Below are 17,712 nucleotides of genomic sequence, written 5' to 3'. Positions count from 1 at the left end.
TTAGGTGCTTCCTATGAGCCTGTTAGCCTTGCATGTGCCTGTAACACAAGATGGATTTTTATATTCATCATTCTTACTCATCCACAGCTAACCCTACATGTAGTAGTAAATACATTTCTATATAACACGCGTCTAGACCCGTACATTCAGAAGTTCGTCAGCAATACAATATCTTATTGTATTTACATTGTATTCTCACCATATCTGTTCAACCCAAGCACCATGATTTACACCACCCCATCGAGTAGGGTTTCGTCAGCCGGACTGTTACGATAAATTCTCGCGCCTATTAGCCGAGCTTATAACACGCTTTTTCTTACTAAACAGCGTGCTATTCGACACAGGGGGAGCTTTCAGAACGTTACCTCCTCATTCGACTTCTCTACATACCCCTTCAGTTTTAGATATCTAAAACTGCCTGACCTTTACCAAAATTGTGTAAACCACATTTCATTTGAGCCAGGAACATTTCGCACCAACAATAGGGCCCTTTAATTGAATATGGAGAAGTTATTTGAACAAGATAAAAACCTCTAATCCCAAAGAGCATTAGAGGTAAAATTTGCTTCATTAGTAAACAGCTTTTTTATCTTGTAAAGGACTTTCTTTTCAAGTTACGAACATTTTTTATAGAACACAATAATTGTTGTATGAAAAATAAGTTCTTTAATGAAGGTATATAAAAATCCTATAAAATCAATAACTTGTAACTAAAAATAAAAAGAAAGTCCTTTCCTAGTTGTAACATTTGTAAAAAACTGATCGCCTTTCATAATAAAAATGTTCTTTACTATTTGTTACACTAAATGCGCCCTTTTCTGGAATAAACAAAAAGCTTCTATTAGCTGGTATTGCTTAATAAGGGAATTGTAAAACTGCAAATTCCCCTCTTGGTTTCTTGACCAAGAACTAACCTTTCAATAATTAAACCGACAATTCTACTACCTAGAATGTAGTTATTCATCGGCTTAGTTATTTTATTTTTTTGAATGGATAAGCTCCCTTTCAACAGGATGTTGTAAGCTGGATACCATATTGTTAACGGCACTAAACAAAGCTTTTACTGAGGAAGTCATAATATCGGTGTCAATTCCGCAGCCCCAATATACTGCACCATTCTTCACGGTAACTCCTACATAAGATACAGCATTTGATCCTGAGCCTATTTCTAGCGCATGCTGCTTATAGACCAAATCTGTATAGTCGAGGCCCAGTTGTGTTTGAAGAGCGTTGCTAATCGCATCTAGTCTACCATTTCCCACACCGGTAAAATCACGTTCTTCATTATTCATCCGGACCGATACAATCGTTTCGTAATGACCATTTTGAGTGTATTTGTAACGGATAAATTCGGTGGGAGTGTTAACATTCACATATTCATTGATGAAAATGTCATAGATTTCATTCGGCATAAGTTCCTTGTGTTTACGATCTGAAACATTTTTCACACTATATCCGAAGCTCTCACGCATTTCGGCAGGTAGATCGATTCCATAACTTTGCTGAAGGATATAACCGATCCCTCCCTTACCAGATTGACTGTTAATTCGGATGATATCTCCCTCGTATTCTCTGCCTATATCCAACGGATCAATTGTTAGATAAGGTACAGTCCAATACTGACGTTCTTCTTCATCGCGCCATTTCATCCCTTTGGCAATGGCATCTTGATGGGAACCTGAAAATGCTGTAAAGACAAGTTCACCGCCGTATGGGTGTCTTTCGTGAACCTTCATTCTTGTTAATTTTTCATATTTGGAAATAATGGCAGGGATATTTTCAAAATTCAGCTTTGGATCCTCACCATGTGAAAACATGTTTAATGCAAGCGAGACGATGTCCACATTCCCTGTTCTTTCTCCATTTCCGAACAATGTTCCTTCGACCCTTTGCGCCCCGGCAAGTATTCCTAGCTCGGCAGCTGCAACCCCAGTTCCTCTGTCATTGTGTGGATGAAGAGATAGGATGACATGATCTCGGTAGCTCAGATGATCACTCATATACTCAATTTGACTTGCGTAAACGTGAGGCATAGACATTTGTACAGTATCTGGCAGGTTGATAATGACCTTGTTATCAGCTGTCGGCTGCCAAATATCAAGTACCTTGTTGCAAATTTCAAGTGCAAACTCCATTTCTGTACCCGTGAAACTTTCTGGAGAATATTGAAATTGGAAATTCCCTTCAGTTTCAGTAGCATATTTCTTAAGCATTTTTGCTCCAGTTACAGCAATATCAATAATTTCTTCCTTTGATTTTCTAAATACTTGCTCACGCTGTGCCAAAGATGTGGAATTGTACAAATGCACCACTGCTTTATTCGCACCCCGTAACGCCTCAAAAGTTTTTTGGATAATATGTTCTCTTGACTGTGTTAAAACTTGAATGGTTACATCATCCGGAATTAGATTTCCCTCAATTAATGTACGTAAAAAAGCAAATTCGGTTTCCGAAGCCGCAGGAAAACCTACTTCGATTTCCTTGAAACCTACTTGTAAAAGCAACTGAAAGTATTCTAGCTTTTCCTCTAGACTCATCGGAACGACCAACGCCTGATTTCCATCGCGAAGATCCACACTACACCAGTTAGGAGCTTCTGTAATATACTCCTTCTCTGCCCATTTCAAGCTTTGCACTGGGGGCATAAAGTAACCTCTAGCATATTTATCGACATTTTTCATCCTGATTCCCACCTTTTCATTTATAATTATTAGATTATTTTAAAATAAAAAAGCCCCGTCTCTATATTTTTATAGAGACGAGGCATTGCTCGCGGTACCACTCTAATTGATTAATCGTAATAAAATTAACCCACTCATTTTCGGTGGCAATCACCACCTATCTTCATAACGGTAGAAAACCGACATCCCCTACTGTTTATGTTCAGGGAGTAGCTCTTGGATGAGTTCAATGGCTATAATTACCGATTCTCACCAACCATCGGCTCTCTGACAAATTTATAAATCCTTTTACTAGTTCCAATCTTTGCTTGTTATTATTTAATTAAATATGATGATATATCGAGAAACTTAAGTTGTCAACGCTTAATTTACTGAAAATAAAGATTACTATGAATTAAATTGACTTCTTTAATGAATAAACCCCTATATTTTAAAACTCTTTTTTTAGTTTTCTGCACCATAGTTTAAGAATGTCTTTTCACATTCCTTATATACCCTAAAGTTGGAGGGTAATCCCAAAAGACATTTTCTTCACCTCGAATATATTTTTCCTGTTATTTTACATTGAAGCAAAATTATATGTTATCGGTACTGAAAAAGGATCTTTAATTTAAAGATCCTTTTAGCTGCTTTTTCAATTAACGCACGACGTTAGCACAATATTATTATAGTGGTGGATTTTCCACACCTAAATGAATCCAATCTTCTTTTGGTGGTCCATAAACCCCAAACGGTTTCAATCCTGCTTGACGCATCAGAACGGTAATTTGACCACGATGATGAACAATATGCTTGATTAGTCCCATTAATATTTGAGCATTTGATTCCTGTCTTCCAAATGCTTCTTGTGTTTGTTCTAAAGATTTGTCCGTCCATTGTTGTTCAATGATTTGGGCTGCGTGAGAACTTACCTCTTTAAAGGTTTCAGTAATTTCCTTTGCTAAATTTGGGACACTTTCTGTATTTTCTACTCCATCAATATTCAGCTCGAAATGAGCTAAATAATCTGGAATACTTGCTGTTAAATGCCACGCAATTCTTCCCAAAGTCCGACCTTCTGGATAAACTTGTTGTTTTAAAGATTCATCTGTCAAACCATTCAAAACGTTTTGAGTTAGCATAGCTTCCCTATTCCATTCTTTAATAAAGTCTGAAATCGTTACATACATATATAATTCCTCCAAAATCCATTCGATGGATTATTTATTGCTGGAGATACATTATAAAACATTTGTTCTTATATCTCAAATTTCCACCTTTACTGCACAGTACTTTCAACGGCTGCTTTGTGCGCATCCGAACCTAAAGCACCCATAGCATCATGCACAATGATAACTATAAAAGACAACCAAGGCCTCCAAATAGGAGATCTTGATTGTCTTTTAGAAGAGGCAATATTTCTTGCGTTTCATTCTATTGAGAAAAACGTATGCTCATTTCCATGTTACGCCCTAATTTAGTGAATGAGCTTATTTTCACTCAAAATAGGTGATTACCTATTAAATAAAAAGTCCTGCATCACATAGACATGCGTATATTTGTGACATTTCATTATTTTCAACATACTATTAAGTAGCCCATGCAAGTAGTAAGTGCCTCCTTTCATACAAAAGGAGATGTTTGTATAGGTCAGGTTGTGTAGATGGCGGTCGTGGATTTGGTGGCGGCTTTGCCTTGTTAATTGTATTGTTTATCCTCTTAATCATTATTGGATGTAGTTGTGGCGGTGGCTATGGTTACGGGGGCTTCTGCTAATAAATAAGTAACAAAAAGGACGGCCGTCATAGGCCGTCCTTCTTTAATTCAATAAGAGGTAGATATTTGACTATTTGTAAATGTATGCTTGGCTGTTACTATATTTCAGGTAAGGCGGGGGCAATTTATTTTTCCTAAAAAAGTGCTTCTTAAATATGGAATCTTGAAAAGTCCCAAGCAAAAAGGGAATATGGCACTTAGAGTTTATCCGAGTTGGGTAACTGAATTGAATACAAATGCTACTAGGACTCAATCATGGCAAGCAGATTATTTTATTGATTTATCAGATGATTTTGAAGTTGAAAAATTAAAGAAATTGTATTTTTTATAATAAACGATATTAAGAAGAACTATTTTTAAATTCGCAATTGAGGGCTTTCTTTAACGATTCGCCTACCGAAATTATCAATCTTTTTTATAAAATGTTCGTGCAGAGAAAAATAATCCCCTACATTCTGATCAATCTTTGTTCAAAATATAGGAGAATCTTTTATGATGAAATCAATGTTTTAAACTAAATTTTAATCGAACTTTATTTCAAACCAACACCTCTTATTTTATTTCAAGAAGGGATAGAGTCAGGAAAATGCAGCTTTACAACGTTAAACTAATTTCAACATTAAAAAGTCGATTCCTGTTGATCTAGAAACGACCCGTTTGAAAAAAATCTGGAAACGAAAGTATTAGCACTAATCCTATAATTCCAGTCGCAAAAAAACAAATCATGCCTGTTCTTTGTAATTTAATATCAACTTCTGCTTTCTTTTCTAATTTACTAATGTAGTTATTCACTAACGCTAAACTAATTAAAGGAATACCTCCTAAAAAAGGTTTATCTACCATAAATAAAACTACAACTAATACAATCACCACAAGTAATATTCTAGTTATTATTGTTTGAATAAAAATCCCTCCTAATATTCTTTCTTTAACTCTTCTGCCCTTTAGTTTAAGTGTATCACTTCACAGTATCAATAGAGTAAACCCTATTGATACAAGGTTTTTGGCCTTAACGTTGTATATCCGCATAATCCTGCTGCTACGACCAAACATATTAGACGTATCTAATATGGCGGTTCTTTTGATTTTATGAGTTTACGTTATTTAACACTTTCATTTTCAGATAATATTATGCTTTTGTAACTCCTTCATCTCTTTTCAGAATCATTTCTTTATATGATGTAATTTTATGTTCTAACATTTTATGTGTTTCTTCCAGTGTCTTTAACTGGTTTTCAATCGAACTTTTATGATCTTCTAACAGTTTTAATCGATTTATTGCTGTATGTTCTCCTTCAGTATACAAGTAGGCATATTCTTTTATTTTGGTGATCGGCATTTGCGTCTCTTTTAACTTTAAATCAAATTTTAGCCATTGAAGATGTGATTCAGAATATATTCTATCTCCATGCTCATTTCGATCCGGAAGAATGATTTTCTCTTTTTCATAGTAACGTAATGTATGTGTGCTGACTCCTAGAAGTTGTGCCACTTCGCCAATTGTATACATAAAAACCTCCATACTTAACCAATGCTAATCAAGTGTAAAAATAGATTTGACTTAGAGTTTACTCTAACCCATATAATAAATTCGTATCATCATAAAGAATCAATTTTTATTAGTATAAACATAATAGTAGGAGGAAATGAAATGAAGAAATATACAGTTATTACAGGTGCAAGTTCTGGGATTGGTTATGAAACAGCCCTTGCTTTTGCTGCTCGTGGAAAAAATTTAGTCATTGTGGCACGTAGAACTGAGGAGCTCGAAAAACTAAAATCAGAAATTGCGAAAGTAAATGCTGAATTAGATATCATTATAAAAACAATTGATTTATCTAATACGAAGAATGCGTATACATTATTTGAAGTTTTAAAGGAATACGAAATTGAAACTTGGATTAATAATGCAGGGTTTGGTAATTTCGCATCAGTTGGAGAACAAAATTTAACTAAAATTGAGACTATGCTAAATTTAAATATTGAAGCTTTAACTATTTTAACTTCTCTTTATGTGCGTGATTATTCAACTGTTGAAGGAACTCAATTAATTAACGTTTCATCAGGTGGAGGTTACACGATTATTGGAAATGCAATCACATATTGTGCTTCTAAATTCTATGTAAGTGCCTTTACTGAAGGCCTTGCACATGAATTAAAAGAACAAGGTGCAAGCATGCAAGCAAAAGTATTAGCTCCTGCTGCAACTGAAACTGAATTTGCAAAAGTATCGAATGACTTGGAGGAAAATGTGAAATTCGAAGGGCTTCTTCCGAAATACCATACAGCTAAAGAAATGGCTGGATTTATGCTTGATCTTTACGATAGCGAAAAAGTAGTTGGAATTGTCGATGGTCTTACGTATGAATTTCAATTAAAGGATCCAATTTATCCTTATGCAGTAAGAATGAGAAACTAAAAAGGTTGATTGATCATCGTTTTTCTATTAGGAGAACCTTTCATTTCCTTGTTCAACTGACGGATGTGAGAGTGAAAGATTAGGATCGCTGCGGCGGTCTTTTTTTCTTTTTCGACTAACGGGGCAAGTTAATTCAATAAAATTGGAAAATATTAAATGAAATATAAATGTTAAAATGGAATTGTGTATTAAGGTTTTAATCACTTAGCAAAATCAAATTTTAAGGTGGGTTAATTTGCAAAAATGTGAAAACTGCAACTCACCATTTAGCTGGAGTAAAATCTTTAAATCGTTTTGGTGGACATATAAACCAATTGAATGTGACAACTGTGGTACTAAACATAAGATCACCATTTTTGGTAGATTTACATTTGTAGCCATGTCTATTTTGCCAATATGGATATTTCCCTTTTTTCTTTCTCCTTTCGATAACATCTTTGGGATGCCTGATATAGGAGTTCTTATAGGACTTATTGGTTTTTTGTTCACTCCATATGTTGTTCAATACGAAGAGGTATTGTGAGGAATTATACTTAAACAAACGGGCGCGATTATGGGACACCCCCATCAATTTAAACGAATTTATTGTTACATCTATGAGTTGTTATTCAGCAATTACACCAAAAATTAAACAATTTTATTTTTACACCGTCCACATTTGCGGACGATGTAATGCTTATTTTCGACTTCAAAATTAAACAACTTTATTGTCATTACACACCTGTTTTTATAAAAAATTGACAAACATTAGTTTTTTTCAGCCCGATGATTGAATTAGCATTCTCGAAGGCGGTCAAGAAGAGCTAGTGCCATTTCTCTCGAGGCCGCAACGATTTCTTCGTCCGATTGTTGGGTTCCTTCAGCAGCCATTACGGCTGAGTTGATGCTTAGAAATACCATTCTGACCATCAGTTTCCTTGTGGGGTCCGAGCCTTTACCCGTAACAAGTTCAGCCACTGCACCAAGATTTTCACCGATGCCCGTGCTCATATTCCTCATTACGGCAGGATTCGCATTTACGAAACGAATGCCACGTAACTTTTCTACAGAGGTCGTTTCTATCCAGCGAAGAACCGTGCGTTCCAGAAGGTCGGAGGCTGGATCTTGATTGCGGACCCAGTTGAGGAGTTCCGTTACTTCTTTGCTGCGGGCGGAAACAATAGACTTGACAATATCCTCTTTGCTATTGAAATGGTAATACAGTGCGGCCTTACTAATGCCGATTTCCTCAGCAATCTCACGAAGTGATGTTGCCTCAAATCCCTTGGCAATAAAAAGTTCCAATGCAACACGTTGTGCTTCCTCTTTAGTCTCGTTTCCATTTCGTTTCACTTACTCTCGCTCCTTTTCCATTCTCATATTTAATTATAATTGACAACTTACCGGTCGGCAAGTATAGTGATTTGAGTAGTCATGCCTTTTCCTAACATCAGAGATTAACTAGTAAAAATAGAACAGTTACAATTTCTCATAGGACGGGTCAATCGTCAGTGATTGCGTCTCATTACAAAAACTATAGGGAGGAAACTCAATGTTCCAAATAACTATTGAAATCGTTTGTTTATTTCTTGCTGGCATCTTAGCAGGTGAAGAGTTTGTGGTTCGCTACGGGGTACATGTATCCATGTCTATACTGGACGAACAATCTCATATTAAAGCCCGTCAAGCATTGATTCTGAGACTACGTGTGCTAGTGCCTGCAATTATTTTACCGACAATCGTGTCAGGGGTTGCCTTACTAACTTTTGGTGGTAGCACTCGGTCCGTCTTCGTCTTCCAGTGCGCGGGAGTACTTGCATTACTCTTTCTCATGGCATTCACGTTGGTAGGAACTGTTCCTATTAACAAAGGTGCTCTCGACTGGCAACCCGATTCTCCACCAAGTAATTGGAAGGTGCTAGTTAAGCGATGGGGACGATTGGATATAATTCGTTCCTCAGCAGCAATCTTGGCATTTTTGTTCTTCTTGATAGCAGTGGCACTGCAGCTGGCTGGAAATTGACGTTTTATGGCGCTCTCTCCTATATGGTGGATTTACTCCTACAACGTTGAAATGCTAGCATCCTTTCACTGAAAATCACAGTGGGAGTTTGTCTCTTATTGGTTAAGAGAAACCACTTTGATTATTTAAATGAACAGTATCAAGGAAGAAGACTAATTCACGGCGGGAACTGGTCTTTTATTATTATTCGTATTTTTCTAGACTGTTGCCGGACTCCTGAACCAGGATCAGGGTGTGCTACTTCAGGAGTACAGCAATAAACAAAATTGATCATTTCAATTAACTTTATTATAATTGATCAATCTTTATTTCAAATATACACTCACATAAGTTTACACCAATGTTTTGAAGGATAAATAATAACTAGGTTTTCACTTTCGTTTAGATTTTCAATTTTCTTTCTAAAAGTTAGATGTGCAAATTAGCACTTAAAACAAGCGCAAAATATCTCCGAAAGTTACACCATATGTAGAGATGCAGCTCATAAATGATCAACCTTTTTTATAAAACTGATACTTAAATTTGCTGGATAAGAATCCATTTTGATATGCTCCCCATTAGGTAGACAGATTAAAAAATAAAATCTGTTTATCTAATGGGAGTATTTTTTATGGCTCGAATTAAATATTCTAAAGCTGAGAAATTAGCCATTCTACACCTTTATAAAGATGGTCATCATTCAATAGCCGATATTAGCGCTAAATTTTCTGTTGATCCCGGGACTATTAGAGAGCAGAAAAGAAAATATGAAGTGAATGGTGAAGAAGCACTTCAAGATAAACGTGGTCGAAAAAAAGAAGAGTATGAATTAACAGCTGAAGAAAAATTCAAGCTGGACATGAAACATTTAGAACGTGAAAATGAACGATTACGTGCAGAAAATGCCTTTTTAAAAAAGTTAGAGGAACTCGAAAGGAGGCGTCGTTAACAAGCGTTCGTCTACAAAATAAAGATAGAGCCATTCAAGAGTTACATACAAAGGAAAGTCTGCCAGTGATCCTTTTATGTAAAGTTGCGGGTATATCTCATGCTGCTTATTATAAGTGGCTACAACGTAAGCCAACAGCTAGGGAATTAGAAAATGAAGCGCTTCTTCGAGATGTCCGGGCCATTTATGTACGAGTAGAGGGTATTTATGGTTATCGAAGAATAACATTAATTATTAATCGCCAATGGAAAAAAACATTCAATCACAAACGTATTTATCGGTTCATGCAAATCGCCGGATTACAGTCCGTGATCCGTCAAAAAAGAAAACGATATGTTTCTTCTCCAGCACAACATGTCGCTGAAAACCTATTAAACCGTGAATTTACTGCAAGTAAGCCAAATGAAAAATGAGTAACAGATGTCACGGAGTTCAAATTAGAAAATGGAAAGAAAGCTTATTTAAGTGCAATCTTAGATCTTTACGACGGTTCCATTATTAGTTATGCATGTGGTCATTCCAATAATAATAAATGGGGATTTCGGACATTGGATCAAGCCATCGCCGCATTAAAACGCGATGAACCACCATTGGTTCATAGTGATCGTGGTTATCAATATACATCACATGGATTTAAAAGAAAGATAGAAAGAGCAAAGATGATTCATAGTATGTCACGTGTAGGAAAATGTATTGATAATGGACCAATGGAATCTTTTTGGGGAACGCTGAAGTGTGAAAAGTATGATCTACATAAGTATGAGACGTTTGAAGCGTTACAACAGGCAATAAATGATTATATATAACGAACATTGAACGGCTTAAGTCCATTGGAATACAGGGCTCAAGCCGCTTAAAGCATTTTTATTATTTCCGCTGTCTACTTGACAGGGAGCAGTTCAAGATTGATCAAAAGGGATTCTTTTTCAGCAGATTTAAGTTTGATTTCTATAAAAAAATTTGATCATTTTCTATCTCTGATCTACCATAATCGCGTCCTTTAATGGAAGAACTAGAATATGAACTCAGACTTAAATTACTTACTTGTCCTTCGACTAACGCACCCTTTAGTTGAATAGTCACTTCTTTTTTTCTCCTTCATTTAAAAGACACTTATTTACAGATCAACAAGGTAAGTAGAACCATTTTTAGGAATAAAAAAATCCCATATATTAATAATAAAAAGGGGATTTTTTTTAACTTTGGAAGGAGAAGGTTTTATGAAAAAATTATTGTTGATGGGATTTATTTTGTTATTTCCTTTAAACATGGTGGCTGGAACAAGTACCTACGCTAAACCACAGGTACAATACATTAGCCAATCTGAGGTAAAGTTCGAAAATAAATTCAGGAGACTTTGGATTGATCATGTATTGTGGACAAGTAATTATATTACAAGTGCAACAACAGCAAGAGCGGAGGATCAAAAACAGGTACTGACTAGGCTTCTGAAAAATCAGGAGGGTATTGGTAATGCTGTAAAGCCAGTATACGGAGAGAAAGCTGGGAACAAACTTACTGATTTGCTTAAGGAGCATATTGTTATTGCGGGAAAGATTGTAGATGCGGCTAAAAGCGGAAATGAAGCCTTGGTGAATCAGCTAAACAAAGAATGGTACAGAAATGCCGATGAAATAGCAGCTTTCCTTAGCGGTGCCAACCCCTATTTGAAAAATGAAGATCTAAAAAATTTGCTGTATATGCATCTGAAATTAGTGACAAATGATTTATCTGCAAGCTTAGCAAAAGATTGGAATACAAGAATCGTTTCAATTGACGAAGGGATCACACATATAATCCTAATGGCAGACACTATCTCTGCGGGAGTTGTAAAGCAATTTCCGGATAAATTTAAAAAATAATTTTAAGAATCTCCAGCATCCTGTTGGAGATTCTTTCATTATGGGGGCATTTGCATACTTTTATACAACTGGTTCAAGCAAATACCACGCCCTTGTTGCATAACTGCATTATTGCACTAAACTGCTACGTCAATTGAAGAAGTTTTTTCTGAATGTATGATTTTAGTTATTTTCGTACATTCAAAAAACCACCAAATTGGTGGTCGCATTGTTGAATTAAAACACCAGTTACTTTAAATAGGAAAGTTCACAAACTATTGCGGAGTCATTTGGGCTTCTATCGTTTGAACTTCTTCTTTTAGCTGTTCTTCTACTTCGTTTTACAAAAGAGGGCGATTTTTTTATTGAAACCAGTGGTCTCACATGTTCATATGTTTCACTCTATTCCATTCATCATAATATAATCGTAGCTTTCTTTTAAACATTGGAATGGATTTTTCTGCCATTTCTCCTGTTCCGCGAAAGCATATTTTACGCCAGTTTCGATCGTGGCATCGAAGATTTTCTTCCATTGGATTGCGCCTTGCCCAACAGGCATGAGCACTTCATTTCCATCCGAATCGATCAACCCATCCTTGAAGTGGATTAAATCATTTCGTCCTTTCACCTTATAAATCCATTCAATCGGATCTAGACCTGCATAGATGATTTGATAGATGTCTAATAAAAATTGAAAGTCCCTTCTGGTATTTTCGAATATGATGTCAAGTGAATTTTGCCCATCATATTGAAACACATCCATATATCTTGGATGGAAGTTCAGAATCTTTCCTTTTGTTTCAAGGAATTCTGAAAGTTTATTCAACTCCTTTGCAAACTCCAGACAGCCCTCATAAGAATGGTAGCGCTCTGGAATCCCGCTGACGGTAATGTAAGAACCTCCCCAAAGGTCGTTGATTTCTATGACTTCATCCAAATGAGAAATGACCACATCATAATGGTCCTGTGTTCCTATGCATTCCAACCTCGTTTCCTTTAAGACATCGTGAATGAAGTCCATTGGGATTTCAGGGTTGATCCATTGAATTTGAATCGTTTTATAACCGATCTCACTTACTTTGCTGAACGATGCCAAGACATCCTCAGGGGTTTGAAGATATTCCCGAACGCTTGAGATCTGTATGCCTAGTTTTGTCATAGTTGTCCCCCTTATTTCCTTATGTATTCGTTTTTAACTCCGTACCTGAAACCAATAATTTAAAGTATAAAGATAGCAAAAACATATAATATTACAATACTAATCAAAATTGTAATATTTGCGATCATGGCAATTAAATGAGTGGTCTTATATTTCAATTCAATTCCAAATACTAAAGCTGTCATTCCAACTGGTAGTAATAGTCCGATTAAGAGTGTATATCGAAACATTTGATCGAAAGGAAGGAAGAAGTATAATGCTAAACCAAAGAGTAGCCCTAAACCGTATCGGAAAGTTAAAAATTTCATAATAGGTCTAAAATATTTTTTGTCAAATGTAAAATTCAAATATAGTCCTAATAATAATAATAATGACAACGGCATATTTGCTTTAGATATAGTAGTAGCAACACCATTTACTATTGTAATGTAAACACTCCTCGCTTATATTATTTTTGGGTAACGCAAGAATCACGAACGCCTCTGGTTGGGCGCAATTCAATTTTATTGCGTGTTGACGCAAAAAGCATTCGCTAGAACGGTTTTAATCAACAGAAGAAATAAATCTCAAATTCGTGATATGAGTGAAATTGAAAAGGATAGAAATCCACTCTCTGCATACGATAAGATGCAATAATCCATTCATCAAAAGACAAATTATTTCGATCTTCCACAGCCCTCACGCCTTTCTTAAGCGTTGTAAAGCTTACATATATTTTACCCCTGCAGCATAAAAAAGACATTCTCTGGAGCTGCTTTCATTTTTAATGTTTTTGACTGATAATGCTTTCCGATTAATAATTCCAGAAAAAAAGAGACAAAACCAACCATTTTACTGGCAGTTTTGTCTTATATTAAGAAAACAAGGAGTCTTACTCCATCCAGTTTGTATGGAAAATACCTTCTTTATCAATACGTTGCCGTTTGTTGAACAAGGTTTCTAAGGAACACATGAATGCTCTATACAAATCTAGTTTACATAAAGTGAATTATCGGCAAAAAAAGGATTGGGTACCTCTTAGATATCCAATCCTTTTTTTTTCTTTGGTCACTTTTCATATTTTTCTAGAAAGTCGGCTAATGCTAAATGAAACACATCAGACTTATTGATCCTCTCAGCTTTACAAAGCTCATCTAAACGTTTACCAATGACACGATCAATAACAATAGTCTTTCTTGTTTTGTTACTTTGTGGCAACTGTTTGACGCGATCATAAAGACTTGGTTCATTGGTTTGTGTAGTTGGGGTAACCTCTTGCCATGATTTAAGCATTTCCTTAATCATATGGATTTCATCTTGGGAGAACTGCTCATGAACAATAGATGAATTATGTGTGAATTCCTTATTACTCTCTGCGAACTTCTGATTACTTCGTGTGAAAGCTGTATGAATTTTAGGTGAACTCGATTTCACATAATCAAAAATGCTTTTATCAAGGGGTTCTTCACCTTCTCCAATAAAAAACCAACCCTTTTGACCAGAGTTTCTAAATTCATATCCAGCCTCTTTTAATGCATGTCTAAATGGTTTTTCACTTATGCCAGGTATTTGTTTAGCCACATCGCCTGTCTTTATTCCCTCTTGTACCAGTACTTCTAAAATGCTTCGTATGGATGCTTTTTGATCTACACTCATAAATTGTTCACCCTCATTTCATTCAAACTCATATATGTATTATTCCATGTGAAATACGTATGACCTTCAAGTAAGTTAACATAATCACCCTTATAGGTACTTAAAAAGGATCTTCGGCTGGAAGATCCTTTTAGCTGCTTGTTCAAGCAAAGCGCCCGACTGTTTAACAAAACGGAAGTTATTTCTTTTCTTTATCAGTCCATAAAACTTTGTATAAAAGTGCAATCTCGGCTTCTTCAATACCTGTAGGTAATTCGCCATTTTCACTTTCAACAGAACGCAAACTGTTTTTAGTAGTGCCTAACCACGCTACTAAATATGCAGGTTTATTTTTTTCTAAAGTAATCTTTTCGCCTATTAACTTACTAAAGGAAGACATTGTCATATTATTTGAATACTCCATTATAGTAAGTCCAGATGGTACACCAGTTAACAGCTTTAAAGAATGACTTTCATATTCAATACCACTTATTCCAAAAGAAATGAGGCTGTCTTTAAATTTTACTTTCGGTCCATCTGAAGTATTTTGCAACTCCTTTTTAAACTTACCGTTTTCAAATTCCTCCACTGAAAATTGCAAATTATCATCTTCCTTAAGAGTGCCATTCAGCCTAAAAAATTCAATTTGCCCTACACCAGTCTTGCTAATGAGCAGTTTTTCCTTTTCACTCATGTTATATGACTCAATGGTTATTTTCGTATTTGATGACGGTTTTTCTTTCTCTACACCGGTACACCCTGTTAGCAACAAGGTGAAAATTATAAACAAACAATACCCTTTAATATTTCGCATCTTTTACTCCCCCAATTAACCAATGTTTCATTTAATTATTTCAAATCCCCCCATTTTCACAATAAGTATCCCGTTTACTTTAATAACTCTATTAGCTTATTTTGGTTTCACCTGTTTTAATAACTCTATAATTTCTTTATTTTGTTCCTTAGTTTTTCTCAAACTTCCTTCAATAGAAAGACAGGTAATTGCTATCACAATAACGCCAATCGTTATAACAAATTCCATAATATTTAACCTCTTTTCCCCTTATTAGTGATGCCTTTCTTTGCCAGCGCTAAACCGAATAAAATCCATAATATAATGGCGATTATAGTTTGATATATCTTTACAAAATCTACGGCAAAAAGAATCATTAGCACTGCAATCACACTGAATAAAATTGCAATAAATAAGGTTGTTTTTACCTTTCCTTTTCTCGCCAAGGAAAACTGCCTTATACAAAAAATAATCCCCACTAAGAACAATAGATAAGCTATGAGACCAACCCCCAATCTATCCTACACTATCAAACAATATGGCCCTTTAGTTGAATAAGGCTTTAATGTATCACATGAATACTCTATACGAAACTAGTTAACATAAAATGAATTTTCGGAACTTCCGAAACATAAAACCCCTTGATACTCAAGGGGTTACGAATGGTCCATTTTTATCGTTTATACATGATTTTATACATGGTTGATGAATCAACATTTTCGGCTTCTGAATAAGCTTAGTAGCTGCATAAAAAAGGGGTGTTTATGCAAATTCTTCTTTCACTAAAGCCTGGTTAGTTGAGTAAGCTAGCTTTAAAAAGGTGAAAACGAATCATCACATATTTCTCCATTTAGGTTAAAAAACATTTTATAGGTACCCAAATGATCTTCCTTATGGATAACTGGTAAATATGAAATAATATAATCATATCCATATTGTCTGTATGAGTCTTTACTCCAAGCATCAATGAAAAGTCCTATATTATTTAAAGTAAGATTTAATTGACTTTTATCAATGTTCCCGTCAAAAAACGGTTCTCCCTCTTCCTTTTCAAAAGAATTAATATAGTACCAAAACCCTTCAATCGTTTTCTTCTCAACGTCATATTTTTCTGCCCATTTTCTTAATTGTTTTGTGTCCATTCAGTCCTCCAATTACTTTAAAGTATAAAACATCACAAATTTAAATCATTTACAATTAATTATATCGTCTTGGCATCCATCTAACGGGTCATCAATCTTTTCCTTAAGAAAAGCATATTTCCTCATAACTTCACCTCTGACTATTATTCCAATGATTAATACTCCACCTTATTTTAGTTGAAGAAGGTGTTTTTACGAATGTATGATTTTAGATATTTTCGTACATTCAAATTGTTGATATTACTAGGTTGTTTTGATAAGCTACCATTATCATACGTTGAATGTACGATATCGGAGGAAAATCATGAAAGAAAAGAACGTACAGCCGTTGCGAACGGCCAAAAAAATCGAGGATATGAAATACAATTTGGAAGTGCTATATGATAAAACGACCAACACAATTTACCATTTTGAATATGCTAGAAAAGCGATGGGTCCGTTACCAGCAATACCCAAAAAATAATTAGAGGATGGAACATAAATGACAGCAAAGGATCACTATATTACCTTATTAATGAATTTATTAAAGGTAATTATGATACAAGAACTTTTTGTAATCAATTTACAATCATATTCAATACAGAAGTTGACTATGAAAATTTGAATCGTGAAAAATTATGGTAAAAGAGTCCGTTTCTTTTAAACGAAGTGTGATGTCCCTTTTTTTATTTTTTTCTTTTGACCTTCGTTTCTGGTTTAGCTCAGGTACTTAACAAACTGGCGATCCTTCTTAAAAAAAATCACTTGTTCCAAATTGTAGCTTTATTAAAACCGATCGATATCAGTTCTTTAATAAGATGAACGAAAAAAATGAAATAAAAAGGTAGTTCCGAACATCTTGAAAAGATCAAAAATAACAACGCAAAAGGAGTAACAAATCATATATGATTTGTTACTCCTTTTCCTGATTGAGATAGCAGCAGGAAAAGGTGGATTTAGTGTTGAGTGACAATAAACTCACATTTCGCACCCACCACAGCTAATTCTTTTAATTTTAGGGCAGTGGTTTTTTTAAGGTGATAAGATTCAAGAAAAACAGCTGTCGGTCGCCTATTTTTTTCGGAACCCACAGCTTTAACATGTATTCATTTCATAGGTAGATCGTTTCATCAAATCCTAAATATGTAAGTACCTTTCGTTGCTCATAGGTGAGTGGTTTACCAAATTGGCGTTGTTTTTCACCATTTGGAAGTTCTAATACAATGACTTGTATGTAGGCAAACATTTGGAAGATTGCTTGCCCCGTCGGATGGACTAACTTGCGTTTAGCTGCGCCGATAAGGGGTTTTTCTTCCGTCACGTGTTGGCGAATTCGACGTTGGAACACTTTATAAACCAGTAAAGCGAGCAGGAGTATGGTCAAAATAGCATTATGCGA

General features: G+C 35.2%; 21 protein-coding genes, 2 pseudogenes and 1 other annotated feature. Of the genes and pseudogenes, 11 read left to right on the top strand and 12 right to left on the bottom strand.

Annotation, left to right across the window (positions count from 1 at the left end):
* Window positions 1–977: 977 nt before the first annotated feature.
* A complete protein-coding gene (locus AC625_RS11240; RefSeq protein WP_049681364.1) occupies window positions 978–2,681 on the bottom strand; it encodes a 2-isopropylmalate synthase in 1,704 nt (567 codons plus the stop codon).
* A gap of 70 nt (window positions 2,682–2,751) precedes the next feature.
* Window positions 2,752–2,995: a binding site (T-box leader), on the bottom strand.
* Window positions 2,996–3,346: 351 nt separating this feature from the next.
* Entirely contained in the window at window positions 3,347–3,850 is a 504-nt protein-coding gene (locus AC625_RS11235; protein WP_049681363.1) for a DinB family protein, read from the bottom strand.
* A gap of 451 nt (window positions 3,851–4,301) precedes the next feature.
* Between AC625_RS11235 and AC625_RS25795 the strand changes: the two genes are divergently transcribed.
* Together AC625_RS25795 and AC625_RS11230 are read left to right on the top strand one after the other, a co-directional pair.
* Entirely contained in the window at window positions 4,302–4,436 is a 135-nt protein-coding gene (locus AC625_RS25795) for a YjcZ family sporulation protein (RefSeq protein ID WP_082191051.1), read from the top strand.
* 88 nt (window positions 4,437–4,524) lie between these two features.
* Window positions 4,525–4,767, top strand: coding sequence for a MepB family protein (locus AC625_RS11230; RefSeq protein ID WP_281177227.1), 243 nt, complete (start codon window positions 4,525–4,527; stop codon window positions 4,765–4,767).
* 311 nt (window positions 4,768–5,078) lie between these two features.
* Here AC625_RS11230 and AC625_RS11225 read toward each other — a convergent pair whose 3' ends face one another.
* Together AC625_RS11225 and AC625_RS11220 are read right to left on the bottom strand one after the other, a co-directional pair.
* Window positions 5,079–5,309, bottom strand: a complete 231-nt coding sequence (locus tag AC625_RS11225; RefSeq protein ID WP_049681362.1) for a hypothetical protein — start codon at window positions 5,307–5,309, stop codon at window positions 5,079–5,081.
* Window positions 5,310–5,565: 256 nt separating this feature from the next.
* Window positions 5,566–5,946 (bottom strand): MerR family transcriptional regulator, encoded by a 381-nt coding sequence (locus AC625_RS11220; protein WP_049681361.1) that lies wholly within the window; start codon window positions 5,944–5,946, stop codon window positions 5,566–5,568.
* 141 nt (window positions 5,947–6,087) lie between these two features.
* On the opposite strand from AC625_RS11220, the gene AC625_RS11215 reads away from it, so the two are divergent.
* Both AC625_RS11215 and AC625_RS28550 read left to right on the top strand, forming a co-directional pair.
* Window positions 6,088–6,855, top strand: coding sequence for an SDR family NAD(P)-dependent oxidoreductase (locus AC625_RS11215; protein ID WP_049681360.1), 768 nt, complete (start codon window positions 6,088–6,090; stop codon window positions 6,853–6,855).
* 235 nt (window positions 6,856–7,090) lie between these two features.
* Window positions 7,091–7,378 (top strand): TIGR04104 family putative zinc finger protein, encoded by a 288-nt coding sequence (locus AC625_RS28550; RefSeq protein WP_049681359.1) that lies wholly within the window; start codon window positions 7,091–7,093, stop codon window positions 7,376–7,378.
* Window positions 7,379–7,629: 251 nt separating this feature from the next.
* Here AC625_RS28550 and AC625_RS11205 read toward each other — a convergent pair whose 3' ends face one another.
* Window positions 7,630–8,187: a TetR/AcrR family transcriptional regulator gene (locus tag AC625_RS11205; RefSeq protein WP_049681358.1), complete on the bottom strand. Its 558-nt coding sequence runs from the start codon at window positions 8,185–8,187 to the stop codon at window positions 7,630–7,632.
* A gap of 199 nt (window positions 8,188–8,386) precedes the next feature.
* Between AC625_RS11205 and AC625_RS11200 the strand changes: the two genes are divergently transcribed.
* The 6 genes and pseudogenes from AC625_RS11200 to AC625_RS11185 all read left to right on the top strand — a co-directional run bounded on the left by AC625_RS11200 (window position 8,387) and on the right by AC625_RS11185 (window position 11,647).
* Window positions 8,387–8,857, top strand: a complete 471-nt coding sequence (locus AC625_RS11200; protein ID WP_049681357.1) for an anthrone oxygenase family protein — start codon at window positions 8,387–8,389, stop codon at window positions 8,855–8,857.
* Between the two features lie 98 nt (window positions 8,858–8,955).
* Window positions 8,956–9,117, top strand: coding sequence for a hypothetical protein (locus AC625_RS26730; protein ID WP_156187508.1), 162 nt, complete (start codon window positions 8,956–8,958; stop codon window positions 9,115–9,117).
* Between the two features lie 350 nt (window positions 9,118–9,467).
* A complete protein-coding gene (locus AC625_RS25790; protein ID WP_082191049.1) occupies window positions 9,468–9,785 on the top strand; it encodes a helix-turn-helix domain-containing protein in 318 nt (105 codons plus the stop codon).
* A 65-nt stretch (window positions 9,786–9,850) separates the two neighbouring features.
* Entirely contained in the window at window positions 9,851–10,198 is a 348-nt protein-coding gene (locus AC625_RS25785; protein ID WP_180320091.1) for an IS3 family transposase, read from the top strand.
* A gap of 15 nt (window positions 10,199–10,213) precedes the next feature.
* A pseudogene (locus tag AC625_RS25780) lies at window positions 10,214–10,591 on the top strand (transposase); the annotation flags it as partial.
* 414 nt (window positions 10,592–11,005) lie between these two features.
* On the top strand, window positions 11,006–11,647 hold the full coding sequence (locus tag AC625_RS11185; protein WP_049681356.1) for a hypothetical protein: 642 nt from the start codon (window positions 11,006–11,008) through the stop codon (window positions 11,645–11,647).
* A 376-nt stretch (window positions 11,648–12,023) separates the two neighbouring features.
* Here the strand turns inward: AC625_RS11185 and AC625_RS11180 are convergent, their stop codons facing one another.
* From AC625_RS11180 to AC625_RS11155, 6 genes are all read right to left on the bottom strand, one after another.
* A complete protein-coding gene (locus tag AC625_RS11180; RefSeq protein WP_049681355.1) occupies window positions 12,024–12,785 on the bottom strand; it encodes a sugar phosphate isomerase/epimerase family protein in 762 nt (253 codons plus the stop codon).
* A gap of 1,047 nt (window positions 12,786–13,832) precedes the next feature.
* Entirely contained in the window at window positions 13,833–14,420 is a 588-nt protein-coding gene (locus AC625_RS11170; protein ID WP_049681354.1) for a hypothetical protein, read from the bottom strand.
* 178 nt (window positions 14,421–14,598) lie between these two features.
* A complete protein-coding gene (locus AC625_RS11165) occupies window positions 14,599–15,213 on the bottom strand; it encodes a hypothetical protein (RefSeq protein WP_049681353.1) in 615 nt (204 codons plus the stop codon).
* Between the two features lie 96 nt (window positions 15,214–15,309).
* A complete protein-coding gene (locus tag AC625_RS28190; protein ID WP_281177226.1) occupies window positions 15,310–15,441 on the bottom strand; it encodes a hypothetical protein in 132 nt (43 codons plus the stop codon).
* Between the two features lie 5 nt (window positions 15,442–15,446).
* The gene (locus tag AC625_RS11160; protein ID WP_049681352.1) at window positions 15,447–15,638 is read right to left on the bottom strand and encodes a hypothetical protein; all 192 of its coding nucleotides are present in this window, start codon (window positions 15,636–15,638) and stop codon (window positions 15,447–15,449) included.
* A gap of 366 nt (window positions 15,639–16,004) precedes the next feature.
* On the bottom strand, window positions 16,005–16,334 hold the full coding sequence (locus AC625_RS11155; protein WP_049681351.1) for a hypothetical protein: 330 nt from the start codon (window positions 16,332–16,334) through the stop codon (window positions 16,005–16,007).
* A gap of 304 nt (window positions 16,335–16,638) precedes the next feature.
* Between AC625_RS11155 and AC625_RS26725 the strand changes: the two genes are divergently transcribed.
* Window positions 16,639–16,797, top strand: a complete 159-nt coding sequence (locus AC625_RS26725) for a hypothetical protein (RefSeq protein WP_156187507.1) — start codon at window positions 16,639–16,641, stop codon at window positions 16,795–16,797.
* 627 nt (window positions 16,798–17,424) lie between these two features.
* On the opposite strand, the pseudogene AC625_RS11150 reads toward AC625_RS26725, so the two are convergent.
* A pseudogene (locus AC625_RS11150) lies at window positions 17,425–17,691 on the bottom strand (IS1634 family transposase); the annotation flags it as partial.
* Window positions 17,692–17,712 lie beyond the last annotated feature (21 nt).

Source organism: Peribacillus loiseleuriae (assembly GCF_001183985.1).
Taxonomy (GTDB): domain Bacteria; phylum Bacillota; class Bacilli; order Bacillales; family DSM-1321; genus Peribacillus; species Peribacillus loiseleuriae.
The sequence above is the reverse complement of the archived record's forward strand: the minus strand, read 5'-3'. Positions and strand labels throughout refer to the sequence as shown.